The organism is Almyronema sp., assembly GCF_052168255.1.
Taxonomy (GTDB): Bacteria; Cyanobacteriota; Cyanobacteriia; order Phormidesmidales; family Phormidesmidaceae; genus Sphaerothrix; species Sphaerothrix epifaneia.
Genome location: NZ_JBQLZL010000084.1, coordinates 1 through 12,538 on the forward strand (window position 1 = coordinate 1; position 12,538 = coordinate 12,538).

Annotated in this window: 15 protein-coding genes and 1 riboswitch; of the genes, 7 read left to right on the forward strand and 8 right to left on the reverse strand. The window is 48.2% G+C overall.

All coding sequences use genetic code 11. The features are described from left to right. Positions 1-8: 8 nt before the first annotated feature. The 5 genes from ACTS3T_RS18635 to clpP all read right to left on the reverse strand — a co-directional run bounded on the left by ACTS3T_RS18635 (position 9) and on the right by clpP (position 5,492). Positions 9-1,178 (reverse strand): NAD-dependent epimerase/dehydratase family protein, encoded by a 1,170-nt coding sequence (locus tag ACTS3T_RS18635; protein WP_462935335.1) that lies wholly within the window; start codon positions 1,176-1,178, stop codon positions 9-11. Between the two features lie 306 nt (positions 1,179-1,484). Then, positions 1,485-2,558 (reverse strand): hypothetical protein, encoded by a 1,074-nt coding sequence (locus tag ACTS3T_RS18640; protein WP_462935336.1) that lies wholly within the window; start codon positions 2,556-2,558, stop codon positions 1,485-1,487. A 57-nt stretch (positions 2,559-2,615) separates the two neighbouring features. Further along, positions 2,616-3,494, reverse strand: a complete 879-nt coding sequence (locus tag ACTS3T_RS18645) for a lamin tail domain-containing protein (protein ID WP_462935337.1) — start codon at positions 3,492-3,494, stop codon at positions 2,616-2,618. A 767-nt stretch (positions 3,495-4,261) separates the two neighbouring features. Beyond that, entirely contained in the window at positions 4,262-4,744 is a 483-nt protein-coding gene (locus ACTS3T_RS18650) for a sterol desaturase family protein (RefSeq protein WP_462935338.1), read from the reverse strand. 139 nt (positions 4,745-4,883) lie between these two features. Further along, positions 4,884-5,492, reverse strand: coding sequence for an ATP-dependent Clp endopeptidase proteolytic subunit ClpP (gene clpP / locus ACTS3T_RS18655; RefSeq protein WP_462935380.1), 609 nt, complete (start codon positions 5,490-5,492; stop codon positions 4,884-4,886). A gap of 203 nt (positions 5,493-5,695) precedes the next feature. Between clpP and ACTS3T_RS18660 the strand changes: the two genes are divergently transcribed. Then, positions 5,696-6,367, forward strand: coding sequence for an SDR family oxidoreductase (locus ACTS3T_RS18660; protein WP_462935339.1), 672 nt, complete (start codon positions 5,696-5,698; stop codon positions 6,365-6,367). Here ACTS3T_RS18660 and ACTS3T_RS18665 read toward each other — a convergent pair. After that, complete coding sequence (locus tag ACTS3T_RS18665) at positions 6,354-6,809, reverse strand: hypothetical protein (RefSeq protein WP_462935340.1); 456 nt, start codon at positions 6,807-6,809, stop codon at positions 6,354-6,356. The genes ACTS3T_RS18660 and ACTS3T_RS18665 overlap by 14 nt on opposite strands. 101 nt (positions 6,810-6,910) lie before the next feature. Between ACTS3T_RS18665 and petN the strand changes: the two genes are divergently transcribed. The 5 genes from petN to cobW all read left to right on the forward strand — a co-directional run bounded on the left by petN (position 6,911) and on the right by cobW (position 10,731). Beyond that, on the forward strand, positions 6,911-7,000 hold the full coding sequence (gene petN / locus ACTS3T_RS18670; protein WP_193880490.1) for a cytochrome b6-f complex subunit PetN: 90 nt from the start codon (positions 6,911-6,913) through the stop codon (positions 6,998-7,000). Between the two features lie 12 nt (positions 7,001-7,012). Beyond that, entirely contained in the window at positions 7,013-7,180 is a 168-nt protein-coding gene (locus ACTS3T_RS18675; RefSeq protein WP_462935341.1) for a hypothetical protein, read from the forward strand. A gap of 187 nt (positions 7,181-7,367) precedes the next feature. Next, positions 7,368-8,708 carry a 16S rRNA (cytosine(967)-C(5))-methyltransferase gene (locus ACTS3T_RS18680; RefSeq protein WP_462935342.1) on the forward strand — a complete coding sequence of 447 codons (1,341 nt, stop codon included), beginning with the start codon at positions 7,368-7,370 and terminating at the stop codon, positions 8,706-8,708. Between the two features lie 114 nt (positions 8,709-8,822). After that, positions 8,823-9,026: riboswitch (cobalamin riboswitch) on the forward strand. Positions 9,027-9,037: 11 nt separating this feature from the next. After that, positions 9,038-9,676: a HupE/UreJ family protein gene (locus ACTS3T_RS18685; RefSeq protein ID WP_462935343.1), complete on the forward strand. Its 639-nt coding sequence runs from the start codon at positions 9,038-9,040 to the stop codon at positions 9,674-9,676. Positions 9,677-9,681: 5 nt separating this feature from the next. Further along, complete coding sequence (gene cobW, locus ACTS3T_RS18690) at positions 9,682-10,731, forward strand: cobalamin biosynthesis protein CobW (RefSeq protein ID WP_462935344.1); 1,050 nt, start codon at positions 9,682-9,684, stop codon at positions 10,729-10,731. Positions 10,732-10,838: 107 nt separating this feature from the next. Here cobW and ACTS3T_RS18695 read toward each other — a convergent pair whose 3' ends face one another. After that, a complete protein-coding gene (locus ACTS3T_RS18695; protein WP_462935345.1) occupies positions 10,839-11,228 on the reverse strand; it encodes a cupin domain-containing protein in 390 nt (129 codons plus the stop codon). A 7-nt stretch (positions 11,229-11,235) separates the two neighbouring features. Next, complete coding sequence (locus ACTS3T_RS18700) at positions 11,236-11,598, reverse strand: hypothetical protein (RefSeq protein ID WP_462935346.1); 363 nt, start codon at positions 11,596-11,598, stop codon at positions 11,236-11,238. Between the two features lie 249 nt (positions 11,599-11,847). Here ACTS3T_RS18700 and ACTS3T_RS18705 point away from each other — a divergent pair, with 249 nt between their 5' ends. Next, positions 11,848-12,060, forward strand: coding sequence for a hypothetical protein (locus ACTS3T_RS18705; RefSeq protein WP_462935347.1), 213 nt, complete (start codon positions 11,848-11,850; stop codon positions 12,058-12,060). Positions 12,061-12,538: the final 478 nt, after the last annotated feature.

Sequence of the window (12,538 nt, forward strand, 5' to 3'; positions counted from 1 at the left end):
ACACCATCTTACTTATGCCAGCGGGAAATCGCAGGTACTCGAGAAAGATCGCAGCGATCTTTGTAGCAGCGGGCAATATCTCGTACCTCTTCTAACAGTCCTGTCTCGAAGGTAGTGGGATTTAAACCCATCGCCAGAAAACAACGATTTGAAACCGTAAATTCGTTTTTGTCAGGTTCACGACGAAGGTTAGGTAAATATTCGATCGTGGCTCCTGTCAGACTGGCTACCTTGTTGGCCAGCGCCTTGACACTACAGGTTTGAGTCACCTGATTGAAAATCTGTACTCTATCGCCAGCCTGGGGTGGATGTTTGATGGCTAATTCAATACAACGGACAGTATCTTGAATATGAATAAAAGCTCTGGTTTGCTCCCCAGTGCCGTAAACGGTAAGCGGATAGCCAATAGCAGCTTGCAGTAAAAAACGGTTAAGTACTGTACCGTAAATACCATCGTAATCAAACCGATTGATTAAACGTTCATCTTGTCTGGTTTCGGCTGTTTGAGTGCCCCAAACAATGCCTTGATGAAGGTCTGTAATGCGCAAGCCGTTGTTTTTATTGTAATAAAAGAAAAATATTTGATCCTGAGACTTGGTCATGTGGTAAATGCTGTCAGGATTTACCGGATACAGAATATCTTTGCTAATGGTTTTTCCTGACTTTGAATTGATATTAACCGACAAATAGCCTTCAGGAATTTCCATCTCTACAGTCTGATAGCCATAAACGCCAATGGAACCTAAATGGAGTAAATGAATATCCAATCCAGACTCGACAATGGCACACAAAACATTGTGAGTTGCTGTTAGATTGTTGTCTACCGTATATCGTTTGGTTTGCTCTGTGAGCATAGAATAAGGAGCCGATCGCTGCTCGGCAAAATGCACAATTGCCGCTGGCTTAAATTCATTAATCAGCGATAGAAAGCGCTGATAGTCTTTAGCAATATCAACGTTGTAAAAAGCAATTTGTTGACCCGAACAGGCATACCAAGTCTGAAGGCGGGTAGAAATAGAGGCTATTGGCGTAAGCGAATTGACCTGTAAATCTATATCTATTTTGCGGCGCGATAAATTGTCAATAATAATAACTTCATAGCCAAGGTTGGCAAGATGAAGGGAAGTAGGCCATCCACAAAAACCGTCACCTCCTAGCACAAAAATTCTGTTCGTCATTGCAAGAAAGCTTTAATCCGCCGCGAGTGTAAGATACAGGATGTTGCCGCTGCTATCAACTTGTAAGAATAGCGTTTCTAGATGGCATGATTGACCAAAACTCAAATAGCTAAAGAGCTTTTGAGGGCAAAAAATATCCGTTTGCCAGTGGTATTTTTGAGGCTGATAAATAAAACGGCTATTGTTAAAATTAAAAGTTAGATAAGTTTTGTTGAATTGAAACATCAGACAAGATATATCTTGAATCAAATTTCTTTTGGTTTTAATCAAGATGAAACCATCAGCCAAGCTTTTAGCAGCAGCCTCTTATTCTTTTATAGAGGCTTGCGGATTGTAGGTAGAATTTAACAGCGTAATATATTCTTCAATATCTGGATTGCATGTGCCGTAGTAGGCAGTTTGCAAAGTTCTTGCTTGTTGCCAAAGCCAAAGCCAATGACGCGCAGGGATACCAGAAAAATTAACTTGCTTATTCATAAAGGGTAGGTTTGGATTCTTTTTTTCTTTGATGTAGCGAGTAATAGAACGTAGCAATTCGGGACTGTTTCCTAAAAAACTATAGATTGGAAATAAAGGCAAATTTGCATATTTTCCCCAGAATCCTTTGGTGACCCGATTGCTCAATAGGTCTGTATATTGGCTAATCAACTGTGTTGGATGAACTAAGGAACTCTCGCTGTTAATGGTTTCTAATTGATAGCTTTTAGCTTGTGACTGAATATATAAGAAAGTATCGTAAATAATGAGTTTGCCAGCTACAAACTTAACTTTGTTAAACGCATCAAATGGTTGAAATTCTCGACGTAACTTCTTAATGTCAACCAGCATCTCAAACGTTCTTACCAAACCATCTTGAACCGTAAAGTCTTGATTGACGTAGTGCTGTATACCCTGAAACATAGAATTTCCTGTTTGCATAGGCGCGTACAGCGTTTCAAAAAGGTCAGGATCTGTCGGCATAGCATCTAGGTCATGCAGCAAAACATATTGAGTTTCTGCCGCAGCTATTCCCTTGCTCCAAGAAAGCCAAGCATAAATCCAGCCCCATGAAAAAAACCTGGCTACTGCGGCTTGTTTAGGGCTATAGCCCAGGATTTGAACAGGTAGATTTTTAGCGGCCTCAAGAATAGCTTCTTTGTCTGAAATTTTTGACGCTTCAACATCAAAAACAAGGATGAGGCGATACATATTGGGTAGCTTCATTCTAGAGATGAAAGCTACATTTGCGATCGCGATCGCAGGCATGTTGTTCATGCAGCCAATTACGACGCTATATCCAGGCTGAGGATTTGCTAAAGGCTCCCATTGAACTAAACCGGGCAAACTCAAATTCATTGGCAGATATTTGAGCCAAGCTTTCAAAAACTTTAAGTAGTTCATAACACTTGAGAGATAATTCACACAGGCAATGCTAATTTCTTGAGAAATTGAGATCTACTAGCCCCGCAAAATATTTCTGGATTTAAACCACTGCCAGCCCAAAATCAAGCCACTGGCTACAGCGCCTAAAAGGCCAGAAGGTTCAGGAACCCGATTAACCTGAGGGACATAGCCGGGTGAACCTACGTCGTTGGCACCGTAGGGGCCTGGGTGTTCGCCAATGGGGCCAACTTTGTTAGAGGCGACGGCATAAGCCCCATCCACACCCGGAACGCTGAGCGACCAGTTGCTGCCATCCGTAGGGTCTAAAGCAAGATCTTTCAAGTAGATTGAAGAACTATCGTTAGGCGACGGAAAGGAAGAATCAACTGTTGCAGTAGCCCTTTCAAAACTGAAGTCTAAGTATGCTTTGGTAAAGTCTAGAGTTTCATCCCAACTGGCAACCGACCACAGGCCAAATCTCATTTTCTGACCGCGAAAATAAAATTCGCAGTAAGGGGAGTGCCCTAACCCGCAACCTGGGAAAAAAACAGGAATAAAATTGATATTTCGAGTTTTGTCTGCATCCCACAAGCTAGGAAGCGGCTGTAGGCTTTTGTCTCCCCAGTCATTTTCAGGATCTCTGACGACACTGCCGTACAGTATGGCTGTCGATCGCGCACCTATTAAACTACCTTTTGGAATGAAACCTGCGCCTTCTCTAATGAACCCGCTTTGATTGGCAAAAACGTAATTAGACAAGTCAACATCATATTCATTTGGGTTGTATAGCTCGATCCAGTTATAGTCACCATTCCAATCGCTGTTGGGGTCATACATAATTTCGGTGGGAATCAAGCTTGCTGCTTGAGCATGACTGCCAAAAGTAAAGCAGCCATACCCTACAAAAGGTAAAATGCCGTACACACAAGGATGGATTAGATGAAAAATTTTCATGATTACTTTGAATTTAGCTCTTAGTAAAAAGGAGGTTTTGGCTCACTTTCTCTTTGGAGATTTTGCAAAAAAAACTAACAGAATTCCTAAGGGTTTTTCGAGCCAAAAATTAACAGATAAGCAAATAAATGGAATTTTTAGGATTGACGCGATCGCCTTTTGAGATACGCCAACCGCAGGATATCAACGCTGCAAGCTAAACTTCCGGTATCCATTGATTGACGTTTATATGAGTTGGCTAAATATCTATCTAATGACCCATGTTGCTCAAAAGCATTTAGGGTAAAGCTAACGGCATTTTTGACTACAAACTGAGGCATAGGGGCGTAATTGCTTCCTGAACACCTACAGATATAGCCAAATTAATACGGATTTCACGGAATGTTTTTAAAGAATCTGTAAAGAGGGGCTGAGCATGAAGCAACTGCGCAGTTGCGCCAGCGTCAATTGCTTACATCAAAAACACCCCCCTTTAGACACAAACCGATCTGTTGTTGGGAGAAAAAGCTGATATTGCCAAAGGCAGGCAGAAGGTTAAGGGCAGAAGCAAAGCTTTTCTATCAGCAGCTTTCATTGACCCCAGTATCCCTAGCTTAAAAGCCATAGTGAACGGCCAGGAAGGTAAAAAAAATGGCATAAGCTGCTTACAGTGCTTACGCCATTTTTGAAAATATTCTGACCTTAAAAAGGAAGAATCACCCACAATCACATCTACTTTTAGCGCTAAGCAAGCCGCTTACGTGGGTAAATCCAGATTTGCCGAAGGGTCACCACCAGCGGAGCTGCCAGCGCGATCGCTCCGGCATTTGCAAATCATCAGCCGCAGGCCACTCAACGGGTTTATAAGTGCCAAAAACGTGATCCCACCAATCTACGGCAAGGCCAAAGTTGTGGTGCCACATGCCGTATTTGTGGTGTACATAATGGACAGGCATTTTCATCCAAAAACATTTGCGTGGATTTTCGTGCTGTAGCTGATGGGCATAGGCCGAAAAAGCGGCATAAAAAAGCGCGCCCAAAAACCAGCCAAACCCCGCCTCTAACGAAAAAAAGAAAGGAACAATCATCACTACCAGGCTGCCGCGCACGTAGTCGCGAAATTCCCACAAAACGCCCTGGCCTTCATTGCGACGATGGTGATCTCGGTGGCGCTCACCAATACGTGCCGATGCATGCATTAAACGGTGTAGCCAGTATTCCACCAAACTAGCCAATACAAAGGCCACCACAAAGCAAACAGCCGCAATCATCCAACTTCTCCTCGCAACCAAAACACCACTGCTTCATTATTTTGTAGCAAAAATTCATAAAGCGCCAGAAACCAGAAAGGTGGTTTTTGACGCTTTACTTGCTGATCGCTAAGACACTGGCTTGCTAGCCGCAGCAGCGCTAACTTTGTACAGCCATGGGGCGGCTACCTACTGATTGGCGATCGATTACCTGATCAATCAATCCATACTCAACTGCTTCTGCTGGCGACATAAAGAAGTCACGCTCTGTATCTTCAGCAATGCGATCAAGAGGTTGGCCAGTGTGGTCTGCGATCGCGTGATTGAGCAAATCCTTGAGATGGAGAATTTCTTTGGCCTGAATTTCAATGTCTGTGGCTTGCCCTTGGGCACCCCCTAGGGGCTGGTGAATCATAATCCGAGCGTTGGGTAAGCTCATGCGTTTGCCTTTTTTACCCGCACTGAGTAAAAAGGCACCCATACTAGCCGCTAAGCCTACGCAAATTGTGCAAACGTCGGGACGGATGTGGTTTATGGTGTCAAAAATGCCCAAACCAGCATAGACAGAGCCACCAGGAGAATTGATGTAGAGGTAGATATCTTTCTCCGGGTCTTCGGCTTCTAGAAACAACATCTGAGCCACAATCAGGTTGGCAGACTCCGATGTCACCTCTTGCCCTAGAAAAACGATACGTTCACGCAAGAGTCGAGAGTAAATGTCGAACGCTCTTTCGCCGCGACCCGATTGCTCAATAACGGTTGGAATCATGGAGTCTACTTCATCACACTGCATTTATCTGATTCTACCGACTGTCAAGGCAGTTATGGCGGGGTGGATAACCGACTTTGGTGGGAGAGGGAGTGGGAGGGGGAGATGGGGGATGGGGGAGGTGGGGAGTAGGAGATGGGGGAGGTGGGGGTGGTTTATTCTAGCGGGTGGAGTTTGATCAGCGATCGCTAGGGAGGTTAAAAATGCACGTTTTTTTAGCGGGGGCTAGCCGGGGGGTGGGGCGTGAAATTGCTAAGCTGCTTTTGCAGAAGGGTCATCTGGTGACGGCTTTGCTGCGGAGTGAGGCGGCTAAACCTGAGCTAGCGGCGATGGGGGTAGGGGTTGTTGGGGGGGATGCTCTGGATCCAGCAGCCGTCGATCGAGCGATGCTCGCTAGTCAGCCCCTTCAAGCGGTCGTTAGCACCATAGGCGGACTGCCGCAGGATGGCACAGGCGATCGCGCTGATTATTGGGGCAATAAGCATTTGATGGATGCGGCTGTGAAGGCTGGGGTGCCTCGATTTATCTTGATCTCGTCAATTGGGGCGGGCAAAAGTGAGGTGGCGCTACCGCCTAGAGCCAAAGCGGTGCTTGGCTCGGTTTTGGTCGAAAAAGAAAAGGCTGAGCAGTATTTACTCACGAGTGGCCTTACCTACACAATTATTCGCCCTGGCGGATTGAAGTCTGAGCCTGCCACTGGCAGCGGCGTTTTAACTGCGGACTACCGGATTTCTGGCTGGATTCATCGATCTGATGTGGCTCAACTGGTTTACGACTGTCTTTTGTCAGACAAATCAGCTAATCAAGTGCTGTCTGCGGTCGATGCTCAGGTTGTTAATGATGACGCTGAGTTTGAAGTTTTCAAGCTGAGTTAAAGGGTTTGAGCCAGCCTTGCTTGAACCCCAGGTCTAAAATCAGTCCGGCGATCGCAAACAAAATCAGGCTCTCGATGGCGGCTGCGAAAAACGGCCAAAAGCTTTGCGCCACGGCTGAACCAACGTCAACTTGAGCCAGCCCCCGCACCAGCCCAAAAGCGCTGATCACCCCGGTTTTAAGTTGAGGATTAGTGTCTGTGCGTACTGCGTAGCGATAGGTGACGCCAAACAAAAAACCAGAAATTCCTGCAATTAAGCTACTGACTAAAAACGTCAAGCCGCTGAGTCCGCTAAGGTCAAAGTCAAGGGCGGCGACCCAGCCTACCGCGATCGCCCGCTGCCCTAGCCACAGTGCTAGACCTGTCAATAGGGCAGACATTCCGGCGATCGCCCCAACTTTGAGAGACTGCCATCGTTCCTGGGGGGTAAAAGCTGAAGTCATGAAACCAGTGCAGGGATGACCTGAAGAGAAATGCGATAAATCCAGTCTGACTTTACCGTATGATGGAAAACGACGTTATTTAAGCCTGCTGTCTGCATTCTATGGACATCTTGTCGCTCGGTTGGGTTTCTCTATTAGTGGTTTTTACTTTTTCAATCTCAATGGTAGTTTGGGGACGTAACGGCTTTTAGGCTAACTGCGTAATGGAAACGAGTGTGGGGTTTCATCCCCAAATCTATAGCATCCTGGCGATCGCGGCGGCTTTGCTGCTAGTGCTCGTCACTGGCGGAGTTGCCTATCTCACAGCAGCAGAATGGCGCGATCGCCGTCGTCGCAACCAGGAACAGCAATCCTCGCGACGCCGTAAATAGCTTTATAGCCAAAGGCAGAAGGCAGCTAAAGGCAGAAAGCAAAAAACAGAATGAACGGTTTTCTGTCAGTGGCTTTCAGCGATTCAAGTGTCTTAGCCTTGATGGCTACAGCTATATACCGCTATGTAAAATTGACAAATTTTTTGACGGGGCGTTGCGGTTAACCCAAACGCCCTATTTTATTGATTTGACGCTTTCACCTGCCAGACAGCAAGCTTTTTGGGCGCTTCGAGCCGTACATCGAGGCGCATTTGCCGATGTTGCTATTGATCAAGCGCAGCGGCAAAGCGATCTCTCTAGCAGCGATCGCGCTTTGCTGAGCGAGCTAGTTTACGGCAGTGTGCGGCGACAGCGCACCTTAGATGCCCTGATTGATCAACTCGGCAAGAAACGGGCTGATCAGCAACCGCAAGATCTACGGGTAATTTTGCATCTGGGGCTATATCAGCTACGCTATCTCGATCAGATTCCCGCCTCAGCCGCCGTCAATACCAGCGTAGATTTAGCTAAACAGCACCGTTTGGGCAAGCTGGCGGGGGTGGCAAATGGCCTGTTACGGCAATACGTTCGGCTGGCGGCTGAGTTGGCGGAGCCGTTGCAGCTTCCCACCGAGCCGATTCGACGGCTGGGTATTTTGCACAGCTTCCCAGATTGGATTCTTCAGGTTTGGCAGCCGCTTTTGCCTGAAGCTGAACTGGCTGAACTTTGCGATTGGTTTAACCGCCCCCCTTTTATTGACCTGCGGATCAACCCGTTGCGCACGTCTCTGGCAGAGGTTGAAGCGGCCTTTGCGGCAGCTGGCATTGAAGTCTATCGTTTGCCTCGCCTGCCGCAAGCCCTCAGACTCGCTAGCCACGTTGGCAATATTCAGCAGCTTCCGGGGTATGCCGAGGGTTGGTGGACGGTGCAAGATGCCAGCGCTCAGTTGGTGAGCCAGATGGTGGATCCTCAACCTGGTGAGGTGATGATTGATGCCTGCGCGGCTCCGGGCGGTAAATCGACCCATTTGGCTGAACTCATGGGCGATCGCGGTCAAATTTGGGCCTGCGATCGCGCTGATTCTCGGCTAAAGAAAGTGCAGCAAAATATTGACCGATTGCAGCTTGGCTCAATTCAATTGCTAACGGGCGACAGCCGCTCACTGCCGCAATTTACCCAGACGGCTGATCGGGTGCTGCTAGATGTGCCTTGCTCAGGCTTGGGAACGCTGCACCGCCATGCCGATGCCCGCTGGCGACAGTCACCAGCGCGGATTGACGAGCTAACCCACCTGCAAAGCGAACTGATTGACCAAGCGGCTACCTGGCTCAAACCGGGGGGGGTGCTGGTATATTCCACCTGTACACTGCACCCCGCCGAAAACGAAGCAATTTTAGAAAAGTTTTTGTCTACTCATTCCGGCTGGCAGCTAGAAGCCCCAGCGCAGCCAGAAATTCAGGCGATCGCGTCCTCAGAAGGATGGGTCAAAATTTGGCCGCATCGTCAAAACATGGATGGGTTTTTTGTCGCCAAACTGCGATCGCCGTAACGGCGACGTTACCCCATAACGCACCGCCCTACAGGATAGGCTGCAAGCAGTCTGTAGCGAAGACTGCGTGATAAGCTAATTGAGCCTTGGTTCCGGTGGGGAACAGCCACCGGAGATTTGCGTTAGGGCGGGTTAGCTCCCGCGAACGTCAAATTGGGGAAAGTCTGGTGCAAATCCAGCGCTGTCCCGCAGCTGTAAGCCGATGTGAGATTGAAAATTTTAGCTTTTGGTTCTGATCTGCCTCTGGCAAGCGCCCAAATCTAAACTTCACCTCCCCATCAGGTAAGTCAGAATGCCCGCTAGGCAATTAACCCATCTGCGAGGTACGGATGAAAAGTTTACAAAAGGTAAACGTCAGCTTGCCGCTGGCGGTAGTATTGGCAACGTTGTGGGTGGCTATGCCTGCGCTAGCGCACCATCCCTTTGGCGCTCAGACGCCCGCTAACTTTTGGCAAGGGCTGCTCTCAGGCTTGGGGCATCCCATCATCGGTCTAGATCATGTTGTCGGGGTCGTGGCGCTGGGGCTACTGGCGACCCGTTGGCGCTGGGGCATTGTGATTCCTATTGGCTTTATTGCCAGCACCCTAATGGGCACAGGGCTACATCTGATGGCGCTAAACCTTCCGGCAGTTGAAACCACTGTTTCAGTCACCGTACTCATTTCAGGCATTTTGTTAGCAGTAGCGATTCGCCCGTCGGTGGGTTGGGTGGCTGGGGTTGCCCTGTTTGCAGGCTTATTTCATGGCTACGCCTACGGCGAAACGATCATTGGGGCTGAGCGTTCGCCGCTGATAGCTTATCTGATTGGCTTTAGCACTGTTCAACTGGCGATCGCGGCTGTGTCCTACCGCTTTGCCCAGATAAAGCAGATGGCTGCTGCTGAGCAAGCCCACTTAAATTTGCGCTTTGCTGGCTTTGCTGTGGCTGGCTTTGGCGCAGCTTTGTTAACCACTCTGTGGCTCGGATAAAAACCATGCACAAAATTCCTGTCACCGTAATCACAGGCTTTTTAGGAGCCGGAAAAACCACCTTAGTGCGTCATCTGCTGCAAAACAACGGCGATCGCCGTATTGCTGTTTTAGTCAACGAGTTTGGTGAAATTGGTATTGACGGTGATTTACTCAAAGCCTGCCAGGTCTGCGATGAAGACGACGAACCTGGCCGCAATATTGTGGAGCTAGCCAATGGTTGCCTCTGCTGCACCGTACAAGAAGAGTTTTTGCCCACCCTGCAAACGCTGATGGCGCGGCGTGACCAGATTGATTGCATCGTGATTGAAACCTCTGGTTTAGCGTTGCCCAAGCCTTTAGTCCAGGCTTTTCGCTGGCCAGAAATTCGCACCCAGGCAACCGTTGATGGGGTGATTACGGTTGTTGATTGCGAGGCTTTAGCCAGTGGACGGCTAGTGGGTGATCTAGCGGCGCTAGAAGCGCAGCGGCAGGCAGACGATAGCCTGGAGCATGAAACCCCCCTTGAAGAACTGTTTGAAGACCAGCTTAACTGCGCCGACCTGGTTTTACTGACGAAGGCAGATTGTGTTACATCGGCTGAGCGCGATCGCGTTCAAACCTGGTTACAAGCCCAACTGCCTCAAGGGGTTAAGGCGATCGCCTGTCATCAAGGACAAATCAGCGCAGAAATTTTGTTGGGCTTCAACGCTGCTGTAGAAGACAACTTAGATCATCGACCCAGCCATCATGACCACGAAGCCGACCACGATCACGATGATGACATTACCTCAGTTCCGATTGTGCTCGACCGGGCGTTTGAGCCAGATGCGCTAATTGAGCGCTTGCAGCAACTCAGCCAAACCCAAGAAATTTATCGCGTTAAAGGGTTTGTCGTGGTTCCCCGCAAAACCATGCGGCTGGTCGTGCAAGGTGTGGGTTCCCGCTTTGATCGCTTTTACGATCGCCCCTGGCACCCCCACGAACCTCGACTGACAAAGCTGGTTGTGATTGGCCGCCAGCTCAATGCAGAAACGATTTACGCAACGCTAGAGAGTTGTTTACAACCTGTCTAAGTCAGCCCCCAGCAGGGCTACTCTGGTAGGGGCGGCAAACCCAAAGAATCTTCGCCCACTGGGCTGCTGTTTCAGCGATCGCTCAACGGTGGCCTTGGGCGGTTTACCTATTCTTCTGGTTCTGCAACCCCAGCCGGGGCAAAAACGACTTCGTCTTCCGGTTGCCACGCCGGATCAACAATGCAAATAAATACCAACGGCTCATTGCCGCAATTGCGAATAAACTGTCGCGCATTGGGCGGAATGTAAATCGCATCCCCCGGTTTGACAAGCTGCGTTTCGCGCTCAATATGCATTTCTCCCCGACCGCTGAGAATGTAATAAACCTCAGAAGTTTTCAGGGCATGAGGCGTTGAAATTTGCCCAACCGGAACAATAGCATGAGCCAGACTGTAGCGAAGATCAATCGGCTGTTTGTCAGGGTGCAGCAGCTCTCTGAGCAGCGTACCATCGCCTGCTACAAACTCCTCGCAGTCCATCAGTTTTTGCACTAACATGTCTGTTTCAATTTTGAGTTGAACAAGGCACTATCATGACAGGCTCAAAGTCGGGACAGTCAATAGCGGCTTCAGAAAGTGCTTGACAAGGATGCACAGGACACTTTAGCTGATGCTGATTGGTAAAGTACCGACAATCGGCGCAGGGGATTTGGTGCATGCGCTTGGCATTTGCGAGGCCGTCGCGTCCGGCAGCCCAAAGACTCCATAGTCCTAGCGCCACAACTGACCAAGCCAAGACAAAACAGACCGGAACAATCACAGGTTCAAGCCAGTGAATAATCCATTGCAAAATAAGCTGCAGGAGTTGCAGAAACTGATACACAGTGCCGACCGTTGAGACAAACTTTACGAGATGCTCAAGCAGCATCTGAGGCGCTTGAAAATAAGCTCCCTTTGCCCTTGAGTAAAGCGGTGTAGCGGAAAACTGTCAATAGTGCTTGACCCATCAGCAATAATCGCTGATACTTTGTGATTTCCAGATACCTTTTGTGGCATTCCTTAAAAAAGGCATTGGCAACACTTGGCCGAAACTGCTGCACAAGGTAGCAATGCCCTGACTCAGCCCAGGGTTTCGCGCTAGGATCAAGCTAGCAAACCCCAAGGAGCCTGTAATCGCGTGTTTTTAGACGAACTAACCCCCCTTGTGCGTGAAATGTTTAGCCAGCCGATTGCTTTTCTGGGTGGTTTTTGTTCAGGTGCTTTTCGCCTTAGTTTGGGCGAAGATCCGGTTAAAAGCTGGCTCAGCAAAGAGGCAGGGCAACCTGTCACTGCTACCCAAATGCCTCCAGAAGGCAACGGTAAAGGCCCGACAACCATCTCCATTGATTAGCCAGTTCTAGCCAATGTGTTCTGCAGTCCGCCTCAAGTCCGCCAGTGGGGCTAGAACAGTGCTGTGATATTGAACGTAATTTGGCTCAAAGCTTAGCGGAACTTCATCGGTCTTAGCGCCGTCACTAGCCTCGGTGCGAGTGCATCTCACTCTGGGCAAATTTAATTTCTGGGGTAGCGCTTATCTTCTAGCCCTGGTTTTTTGTAGATAAAAAAACTGAAATTCAAGCCTTTTTGGCTGTTTGAATAAGGGCTATAAAACTGGATACCCTTTGACACTAACCTATTTTCTTTTTTCTCAGTTTTGATCTAAAGCTGAGAAAAGTCTTGTTTTTTATTTCTACCGGAAGGCTTATTGCTAAAAACAAGTTCTTCAGCCTAACGGTAGAAATTTAAAATTTTAGGTAATTTACCTGTGTCCAATGTGAAGTTAACGACTTATAAATAAGTCAGTCGGGGTCATAAATTATTTGTTCAAT

Excerpts from the sequence above, each read along its gene's own strand:
- ACTS3T_RS18635 (WP_462935335.1), bottom strand. The coding sequence starts at position 1,178 with ATGACGAACAGAATTTTTGTGCTAGGAGGTGACGGTTTTTGTGGATGG.
- ACTS3T_RS18640 (WP_462935336.1), bottom strand. The coding sequence starts at position 2,558 with ATGAACTACTTAAAGTTTTTGAAAGCTTGGCTCAAATATCTGCCAATG.
- ACTS3T_RS18645 (WP_462935337.1), bottom strand. The coding sequence starts at position 3,494 with ATGAAAATTTTTCATCTAATCCATCCTTGTGTGTACGGCATTTTACCT.
- ACTS3T_RS18650 (WP_462935338.1), bottom strand. The coding sequence starts at position 4,744 with ATGATTGCGGCTGTTTGCTTTGTGGTGGCCTTTGTATTGGCTAGTTTG.
- clpP (WP_462935380.1), bottom strand. The coding sequence starts at position 5,492 with ATGATTCCAACCGTTATTGAGCAATCGGGTCGCGGCGAAAGAGCGTTC.
- ACTS3T_RS18660 (WP_462935339.1), top strand. The coding sequence starts at position 5,696 with ATGCACGTTTTTTTAGCGGGGGCTAGCCGGGGGGTGGGGCGTGAAATT.
- ACTS3T_RS18665 (WP_462935340.1), bottom strand. The coding sequence starts at position 6,809 with ATGACTTCAGCTTTTACCCCCCAGGAACGATGGCAGTCTCTCAAAGTT.
- petN (WP_193880490.1), top strand. The coding sequence starts at position 6,911 with ATGGACATCTTGTCGCTCGGTTGGGTTTCTCTATTAGTGGTTTTTACT.
- ACTS3T_RS18675 (WP_462935341.1), top strand. The coding sequence starts at position 7,013 with ATGGAAACGAGTGTGGGGTTTCATCCCCAAATCTATAGCATCCTGGCG.
- ACTS3T_RS18685 (WP_462935343.1), top strand. The coding sequence starts at position 9,038 with ATGAAAAGTTTACAAAAGGTAAACGTCAGCTTGCCGCTGGCGGTAGTA.
- cobW (WP_462935344.1), top strand. The coding sequence starts at position 9,682 with ATGCACAAAATTCCTGTCACCGTAATCACAGGCTTTTTAGGAGCCGGA.
- ACTS3T_RS18695 (WP_462935345.1), bottom strand. The coding sequence starts at position 11,228 with ATGTTAGTGCAAAAACTGATGGACTGCGAGGAGTTTGTAGCAGGCGAT.
- ACTS3T_RS18700 (WP_462935346.1), bottom strand. The coding sequence starts at position 11,598 with ATGCTGCTTGAGCATCTCGTAAAGTTTGTCTCAACGGTCGGCACTGTG.